The organism is Actinoplanes sp. NPDC051346, assembly GCF_040682215.1.
Taxonomy (GTDB): Bacteria; Actinomycetota; Actinomycetes; order Mycobacteriales; family Micromonosporaceae; genus Actinoplanes.
In genome coordinates, this window is sequence record NZ_JBFBAJ010000015.1 from 144,334 (window position 1) to 152,591 (window position 8,258).

General features: G+C 69.1%; 6 protein-coding genes. 1 reads left to right on the forward strand and 5 read right to left on the reverse strand.

All coding sequences use genetic code 11. From position 1 onward, the window contains the following. Positions 1–414: 414 nt before the first annotated feature. From AB0M36_RS31480 to AB0M36_RS31490, 3 genes are all read right to left on the reverse strand, one after another. The gene (locus tag AB0M36_RS31480; protein WP_364164916.1) at positions 415–2,571 is read right to left on the reverse strand and encodes a DEAD/DEAH box helicase; all 2,157 of its coding nucleotides are present in this window, start codon (positions 2,569–2,571) and stop codon (positions 415–417) included. A gap of 74 nt (positions 2,572–2,645) precedes the next feature. Beyond that, on the reverse strand, positions 2,646–4,628 hold the full coding sequence (locus AB0M36_RS31485; RefSeq protein ID WP_364164919.1) for a protein kinase: 1,983 nt from the start codon (positions 4,626–4,628) through the stop codon (positions 2,646–2,648). 103 nt (positions 4,629–4,731) lie between these two features. Then, a complete protein-coding gene (locus tag AB0M36_RS31490; protein ID WP_364164922.1) occupies positions 4,732–5,970 on the reverse strand; it encodes an Ig-like domain-containing protein in 1,239 nt (412 codons plus the stop codon). Positions 5,971–6,330: 360 nt separating this feature from the next. Here AB0M36_RS31490 and AB0M36_RS31495 point away from each other — a divergent pair, with 360 nt between their 5' ends. Continuing rightward, positions 6,331–6,699: a hypothetical protein gene (locus AB0M36_RS31495; protein ID WP_364164925.1), complete on the forward strand. Its 369-nt coding sequence runs from the start codon at positions 6,331–6,333 to the stop codon at positions 6,697–6,699. 39 nt (positions 6,700–6,738) lie between these two features. Here AB0M36_RS31495 and AB0M36_RS31500 read toward each other — a convergent pair whose 3' ends face one another. After that, a complete protein-coding gene (locus AB0M36_RS31500; RefSeq protein WP_364164928.1) occupies positions 6,739–7,464 on the reverse strand; it encodes an SDR family oxidoreductase in 726 nt (241 codons plus the stop codon). A gap of 468 nt (positions 7,465–7,932) precedes the next feature. After that, positions 7,933–8,258: hypothetical protein (locus AB0M36_RS31505; protein ID WP_364164931.1), on the reverse strand; the 326-nt coding region annotated here is incomplete at its 5' end.

Genomic DNA, 8,258 nt, shown 5'->3' on the forward strand with positions numbered 1-8,258 from the left:
TTCCGCACCGCTCCCGATCCCTGCACCACTCCCGGCCCCGAACCGCTGCCGGTCCCCGACGCGCTCCCGGTCTCCGCATCGCTCGCCGTTTCCGCACCCCTCACGCAGTTCGCACCCCTCACAGTCGCGACCCCGCCCGAAAGAACGAGCGCCGCAAGCAGCCAGAGCCGAGCCCACCGCCCGACGGGCCAGGCGCCAAAGCCAGCCGCCACCCAGCCGAATCAACCAAGCCGGCAGCACCACCGCCACCCAGCCGAATCAACCAAGCCGGCAGCACCACCGCGGCCCCGGACCGAATCAACCAAGCCCGCAGCACCACCGCGGCCCCGGACCGATAAGCCCGACCAACCGAAGCCAAGCCACCACCCCGTCGTCGAAGGAGGAGGAGGAGGAGGAGGAGGAGGAGTCGGCCGGTCAGCCGGCCACCGCTAGCGCCAGCGGCAACACCCCCGATGCGCCCGCTTGTCGGAGTGCTCGGCCGGCGAGCGCCATTGTCCAGCCCGAGTCGACGAGGTCGTCCACCAGCAATACCGGTCCGTCGAGGCCGGGTAGCGCGTCCGCCACCTCGGGCGGGACGGTGAAGGCATCGTGGAGGGCCAGCACCCGTTGGGCGCTGTTTCCCCGTGGGCCGCCGTCGCTGGTGTGGGTAGAGGACAGCGTGCCGAGCATTGGGAGCCGGCCCACTGCCGCGATCCGTGCTGCCAGGCTCGTGAGGAGGTCTGGGCGACGGCGGGAGCCCACGGACACGACTGCGGCGGGGCGTTCGGCCCAGGCGTCGTCGCCGTGGGCCCAGGCCTTCAGGACGTCGACCACGGCGGCGGCGATCTCGTCGGGGATCGGGCCGTCGGGGGAATCCGGGGAGACGAGGGCGCGCAGTCTCGTGCCCCAGCCCTGGTCGGACAGGCGACCCACGGCGCGACCGGGTCGGATCTGCACGGCTGGGGAGATCTTGCCCTTGAGGTCGACCCCGACGGTTGCCATGCCGGTTGGCCAGAGCTTTTTGGGGGTGATGTCGACGCCGGCGCGGCCGAGGAACGCGTTCGCGGCGGCCAGCGAGGCCGCTGTCACTTCCGCGTCGAACTGAGGGTCCGCACATGTGTCACAACGACCGCATGGCTGGGCGTCGGGGTCGTCCAGGCAGCGGCGGAGGAATTCCATGCGGCAAACGGTCGTTCTCGCGTACTCAAGCATGGTTTGTTGCTCGGCGGTCCGGGCTTCGGCGACGCGACGCAGCCGTGCGGTGTCGTAGGTCCAGGGCTCGCCGGTGACGAGCCAGCCGCCGCGCGTGCGCCGGACCGCGCCATCCACGTCGAGGACCTTGAGCATCAGCTCGAGGCGTGCGCGGCGCAGGTCGACGATGGGCTCCAGCGCTTGTGTCGACAGGGGACGGTTGGGTGACAGCGCCTCGAGCACGGCACGCACCTGTTCCTCGGGAGGGAATGCCAGCGAGGCGAAGTAACGCCAGATGGCGACGTCTTCCTGCCCGGGAAGCAGCACCACCTCGGCGTGCTCCACGGCTCGGCCCGCCCGGCCGACCTGCTGGTAATACGCGATGGGAGATGGCGGGGCGCCGAGGTGCACGACGAAACCCAGATCTGGCTTGTCGAAGCCCATGCCCAGCGCGGAGGTCGCCACCAGCGCCTTGATTTTGTTGTCGAGCAGGTCTTGCTCGGCGGCACGGCGCGCGCCGTCCTCGACCTGGCCGGTGTATGACGCGACGGCGAAGCCCCGCGTCCGGAGGAAGTCGGCGGTTTCGGTGGCAGCGGCGACCGTCAGCGTGTAGACGATGCCGGATCCCGGAAATGCTTCGAGATGGTCGGCGAGCCACGCCAGGCGGCGTGCCGGATCGGACAGTTGCAGCACCGCGAGGCGCAGCGAGTCACGGTCGAGCGTGCCGCGCAGGACCAGTGCGTCGCCGAGCTGGTCGGCCACGTCGGCGGTCACGCGGGCGTTGGCGGTGGCGGTGGTCGCCAGCACCGGCGTACGCGAAGGAAGCCCGGCCAGGAACGTGCGCAGCCGCCGGTAGTCGGGCCGGAAGTCGTGGCCCCAGTCGGAGACGCAGTGTGCCTCGTCGACGACCAGCAGGCCGGTGCTGGCCGCCAGGCCGGGCAGCACGTTGTCGCGGAAATCCGGATTGTTGAGCCGCTCGGGGCTGATCAGGAGCACATCGACGGCACCGCCGCGGATCTCCGCGGTGATCTCGCCCCATTCGTCGAGGTTGGCGGAGTTGATGGTGCGTGCCCGGATGCCGGCCCGCGCGGCGGCCTCCACCTGGTTGCGCATCAGCGCGAGCAGGGGCGACACGATGACGGTCGGTCCGGCGGGCGGATCGCCGGGTTCGGCCGTGACGCCGTCGCGCAGAAGGGCGGTGGCCACGAAGTAGACCGCAGACTTTCCCCATCCCGTACGTTGCACGCACAGCACCCGCCGCCGATCGACGACGAGGGCCTCGATGGCCCGCCACTGGTCCTCGCGCAGCACGGCGTGCTCGCCCGCGAGCCGGCGCAGCACCTCCTCGGCGCACTCGCGGACGGCGGCCCGCTCGGCCTCGCTGACCCCAGTTCGCGTCATCTCCACGACCGCATGTCTATCAGCCCGGTCCGACAAGATTCGGCGACTGTGCCGGTGAGTTCGGGAGCCAAGCGTCAGGCCACGGTGATGGTGTAACTCATTACGGTCTGCCCGATGGACGCGAAGAGCCTGCCCCCTGTGGCGTGCAAACGGACAGCCGGGCCGGGAGTGGGCATGGACCACACCGTCTTCCCGGTCACCGGGTCGAGCTCGTGCAGGACGGAGTCGTACGACGCGGCGAAGAGCCGCCCGTCCGCGGTCGCGGCGACGGTGGGGTTGAGCAGGGGGCGGAACCACTGAACGACCCCGGCTTTCGCCGCGACGAGGCCCGCATACTGCAGGGTCGTTCGAATGTCCCGCACGCTAGCCACTGCGAGATCACCGACAGCGTCGACCGCGGTGACGGAGACGTACCCCTCGTCCTGTTTCGAGTTCAGGTCCGTCAGGACAACCTCGAATCGACGTTTGCCGGTAGTGACGTCCAGGCAGGTCAGGGTGAGTTTCGTGCCCTCGTCGACGACGGCGAACACCTGGTCGCCGCCGCCCCACGGGCCGGATATGTTGCCCTTCCTGGTCAAGGGCGTCTTCCACTTCACCGCGCCGGTCCTGCAGTCGACGCCGTGCAGATCGCGGGACCGGGAGCGGAAATTGTTTACTCCGGCGCAGAGGATGCCCTTCGGGCTGTTGTAGTACGGCGATCCGAAGCTTCCCGACACGACCCACAGCGTCTTGCCCGTGAGCGCGTCCCGCGCCCTCAGGAAGTTCTCCTCTTCGTTCAGGAGGATGCCCGTCCCCACGCCGGAGACCGGCTCGCTGTTGCCGGCACGCTTGCGGCCGGTCGCGGCATCGATGACCGCATGATCCGCATCAAGCCCGTCGGCGAATACGAGGCCTTTACCGAGGTCCCGAACGAAGCCGACCCCGGCGGACTCCAGCACCCAGAGATCCTTACCGGTCGCCGTATCGACAGACCGCACCGTGCCGTCGGCCGCACCGATCAGCGCGGATCCCACCAGGATCGGTTCGTTGAGACCGACACGCTGCCAGTAGGGGGCGCCGACACCCACGGGACGGGGTTTCGGGGTCGACGGCGCCGTGCCGGCGTCTGTGGACGACCGTTCGGATTGCCACCACACCCCGAGCGCTCCGGCCGCTACGGCGGCTGTCGCAGTCGCGCCGCCGGCGATCAGCCGGCGCCTGGTCGTCCCGGTCCGCCGGACGGGACCGCCGAGCAGCATCTCGCGTGCCTGCTCAGCCGTCGGCCGCTTCTCGGGATCGGCGGCGAGCAACTGCAACAACACCGGTGCCAGCGCCGCCGCCCGCTCTGGGGGACGGATCTCATGACGGGTGTACGCGACCAGCATCGGCAGATAGGCGTCACGGTGGAACGGCCCGACCCCCTCGATCGCGAAATAGAGCGTCGCGCCGAGGCCGAAGATGTCCGCGGGTGGGCCGGGAGGGAGCCCGTTCGCCTGCTCGGGCGCGAGGTAGCCCGGGGTGCCGAGGACCACCCCGCTCTCGGTGAGGGTCTCGGCGTCCGGCGTCGTGGCCAGCCCGAAGTCGCTCAGCCGCACCACACCGTTCGCGGCGATCAGCACGTTCGCCGGCTTCACGTCCCGGTGCGTGATGCCGGCGGTGTGAGCGGCGTGCAGCGCCGACAACAACTGCAGCCCGACCTCCACCGCCTGGTTGAGCGGCATCGGCCCGTCGCCGACGACGATCTCCTTCAGCGACTGGCCGGACACGAGCTCCATGACGATCCACGGCCGGTCGTCGTGCTCGGCGATGTCGTAGACGGCGACGATGTGCGGGTGATGCAGAGCAGCGGCGGCGCGGGCCTCGCGCAGGCTGCGTTCCCGGCCCTCGGCGACCGTCCGTTCGGAGCTGCCCCAGCTGTGGCGCAGCTCCTTCACCGCGACCCGGCGTCGCAACAACTCGTCATGAGCGAGCCACACCACGCCCATGCCGCCCGAGCCGAGGACCTCCATCAGCCGATAGCGACCGGCGATGACTATGCCGGTGACGGCGTGGCGCGAGGCGTCTCGGGGAGTCGGCACGGCGGCCACACTAACCAACCCGCGCCAACCGTCGCATCGGTGAAACCGCTGCGTACGGGCGACGAAGAGCCTGGCGCGACGGCTCGCCGACACCGGCCGAGGGTCAGAGCGCGCTGCCCTTCTTCCACTGGCCCCAGCTCAGGTTCCAGTCGGTCCAGCCGTCGCCCTGCTGGATGTGCTCCTCGGTGCCGGTGATCGTGACCGGGTCGCCCATCAGGGTGTTCTGGAAGAGCCACGCACCCATGTTCTGGGAAACGTTCACACAGCCGTGCGAGACGTTGGTGCGACCCTGGGATCCCTCCGACCAGGGCGCGGCGTGGATGAACTGACCACCCCAGGTCAGTCGCTGGGCGTACTCGACCTCGGTGTTGTAGGCGTCGGGTCCCGTGAAACGGCCGATCGTGTTGAACTTCGTCTTCCGGTGCTTCTGGATGACCAGCATGGTGCCGCTGACCGTGTGGAATCCCGGCTTGCCGAGGCTGACCGGGAGGCGCTTGACGGTCTTGCCGTTCTGCTTGACGGTCATGTGCTTGCTCTTGTTGTCCACCGTCATGACGAGGGACCGGCCGATCTTGGCGTTCACGGTGTAGTCGGAGCGGCCGTACCAGCCGTCGCCCATCGGCACGCCGTTGAGCTGGATCCGGTAAGAGATCTTGGTCTGCGGCTTCCAGTAGACCTTCGGCCGGTAGTGCACCGTCTTGCCGCTGAACCAGTGCCAGATTCCCTCTTGCGCAGGCGTGGCGGTGACCTGCATCCGGCGCTGCACTTCCGCGCGGTACTTCTTCGGAATCTCGCGGTCAAAGTTGATCATCAGGGGCATGCCGACGCCGACGGTCTGGCCGTTGCCGAGGAAGCTCACCGCGCGGACCAGCTTCGACGGCTTCTTCATCACGGTGAAGGAGCTGGTGGCGGAGCCGCCCTTGTCACCCGACGAGGTGCCGGTGACCGTCACCGTGTACTTCTTGCCCCAGCCCAGCGCCTGCGCCGGCCGGAAGACCTTGGCGTCCTTGTCGAGGGTGCCCTTGACCTCGTCGCCCTCGTCATCCTTGACCTCGACCGACGTGTTCGCGGGGTCCTCGGTCGCGTACGCGATCTCGGTGATGGCCGTGACATCTGTCGCGTCCGCGACGGGCGAAGTAACCGACACGGTACTCAGCGTGGGCTGCGGAGCCGGGGAGTCGGACGCTGGCGCGCCTCCCGCCGGGTCCTGCCAGGAGGGAGACTTCGACTTGTCGTCGCCACCGCCGCAGGCGGCACTCAGCAGCACGCACGTGGCCACCATCGCCGCCGCAGCCGTACGCCGCCACCGCCCAGCCGGGCCGGTCACTCCACCAAGTCTCATGATCCCTCTCACCGCGCCGTCGTCAGGCCACCATGATCTGACACGGATGCAAGTTCTTCCATCCCGATTCGTGCCACGACGCTTCGTCTCGGCACACGACCCGGTCAACCCGCACCAGCCCCACTTCAGCGCCCTTCCGAGCGGTCGTCGTGACCGGCCTCGAGAGCGTTGGGTAGCGCTGCCTGACGCAGAGGCTACCGGGGACCCCGTGATTCCGGCCATCGCTGTCGACCGTCTTCTATCCCACACTCGCCGACCTCATCGCAGCGGTTTTCCACAGCCGAGCGGACGGGGAGACGGTTATCCACAGGCCTTCCGGATCTGGTCGACAACTCAATCCGCCGGTGGCAGCGTGGAGCCATGACGACGATCGCCGAGAAACTGCAGATCAAGCCCCATTCCACGGTCTGGTTGTCCCACCCGGCCCATCTACCCCTGCTCACCCCGATGCCCGAAGGCGTTCGCGAGGTCGACAATCCGGCGATGGCCAGCGCGGCGGTTGTCTTCGCCGACGACACGGCGAGCGCGCGCAAGCTCATGGAGGAGCACGCCGAGGAGCTGCGGCAGCCGTCCGCCTTCTGGGTTGCCTACCCAAAGAGCAGCAAGACGGACATCAACCACGACACTCTGGGGCCGATCGTGGCGGAATTCAACATGCGACCAGGCGACCGGGTCGCGATCGACGACCGCTGGTCGGCGCTCCGGTGCCAAACACAGACGACCGCCTGAACGCCGCGTGCAGGTCCGCGGAGGCTCCGGGTGGGCCGTTCAGCGGCCCAGGACCGAACCACCGTTCACGTTGATGATCTGGCCGGTGACGAAGGAGCCACCCGGGCCGACAAGCCAGCGGACTGCCTCCGCGACGTCATCGGGTTCGCCGGCGCGTTTCATCAGCGCCGCGTCCACGCGCTTTCGGTGGCCCTCCTCGGTCATCCGGCCGGCGAAGAACTCGCTGTCGGTCACGTAGCCGGGGGCGATGACATTGGCGGTGACTCCGTCGCGACCGAGCTGGGCCGCAAGGTCGAACACCCAGCCGTGGAGCGCCGCCTTCGCCGCCGAGTACGGGCCGCCGCCACCGCGCTGGGCGGCGACCGAGCTGGTCAGGATCACCCGTCCGCCGGGTCGGCGAAGCAGTGGGCGCAGGGCCTCGGTCAGCAGTACGGCCGTCAGCACGTTGGAGTCGAAGGTGGCCCTCCAGCGCGCGGCCAGCTCGGACGGGGTGGAGTCGTCGCCGGTCACGTACGCGCCCGCGTTGTTGACCAGGACGTCCACCGCGCGGCCGGCTACGGCCTCGACCACCGCCGGGATCTGATCGGGGTCCGCGCAGTCGGCGGTGACCGCCGTGGCCTGGGGCCCGATCCACTTCATCGCGTCGGCGAGCACCTCGGGGCGCCGCCCGACGATGATGACGTCGTAGCCCTCCCCCGCCAGCATTCCCGCCGTAGCCCGGCCGATTCCCGTGCCGCCCCCACTGACCACTGCAAGCCTCGCCATGCCGCTGACTTTAGAACAACGCCCGCCGACGCCTGCGAGATAGCGCAGCCCTCACCCTGGATCTCGCCAATTTCGAGCCCTGGCCGGCCCACGTCTGGGGTGCGCCCGCCACCGTCGCTCCGTCACCAAGCGGCGCCATCGAACGCCACCAAGCGCCGCCATCGAACGCCACCAGGCGCCGCCATCGAACGCCACCAAGCGGCGCCATCGAACGCCACCAACGCCGCGACCGGGCGCCGCCGAACGCCGCAACCGCGCGCCACGCCCAAACACCACCACCAAGCGCCGCCATCGAGCACCGCCAAACGCCCGCGACCGCGCCACGCGACCAACCAACCTCCACCGTGCCATCGAGCACCGCGACCAAACACCACCCTCAAGCGCCGCCACCATCAAGCAATCACCGAACAACGCCACCGGGCGCCGATGCCGGCTGCGGCATCGACGCCCGACGACGGCGCAAGGCACCTACACGTACGGATTCGTGGACTTCTTCGTTGCCGGGAGCGTGTAGGACAGCTTCACCTCCGGCACCGCCCACCCCGAGATCGTGTTATGCGTCGCGGTCCCCTTGAGCTGCTTCAGCATTTCCCGCACGTACCCGAAGACGGTCTTGCCGTCGACGTCGCCATAGCTCTTGCTGGTGATGGGGCTGGGGGCGAGCGCCGAGCCGTCCTTCGGGATGTCGAGGAGGGTCTTGGGACTGTGGATCTTTCGGTGTTTCCGGTCTGACCCGCCGGGCGTAGCCCGGCGAGGAAGGCGCCGTGATGACCACGACACTGGATGATGTGACC

Coding starts and splice junctions, on each gene's coding strand:
- AB0M36_RS31480 (WP_364164916.1), bottom strand. CDS start 2,571: ATGACGCGAACTGGGGTCAGCGAGGCCGAGCGGGCCGCCGTCCGCGAG.
- AB0M36_RS31490 (WP_364164922.1), bottom strand. CDS start 5,970: ATGAGACTTGGTGGAGTGACCGGCCCGGCTGGGCGGTGGCGGCGTACG.
- AB0M36_RS31495 (WP_364164925.1), top strand. CDS start 6,331: ATGACGACGATCGCCGAGAAACTGCAGATCAAGCCCCATTCCACGGTC.
- AB0M36_RS31500 (WP_364164928.1), bottom strand. CDS start 7,464: ATGGCGAGGCTTGCAGTGGTCAGTGGGGGCGGCACGGGAATCGGCCGG.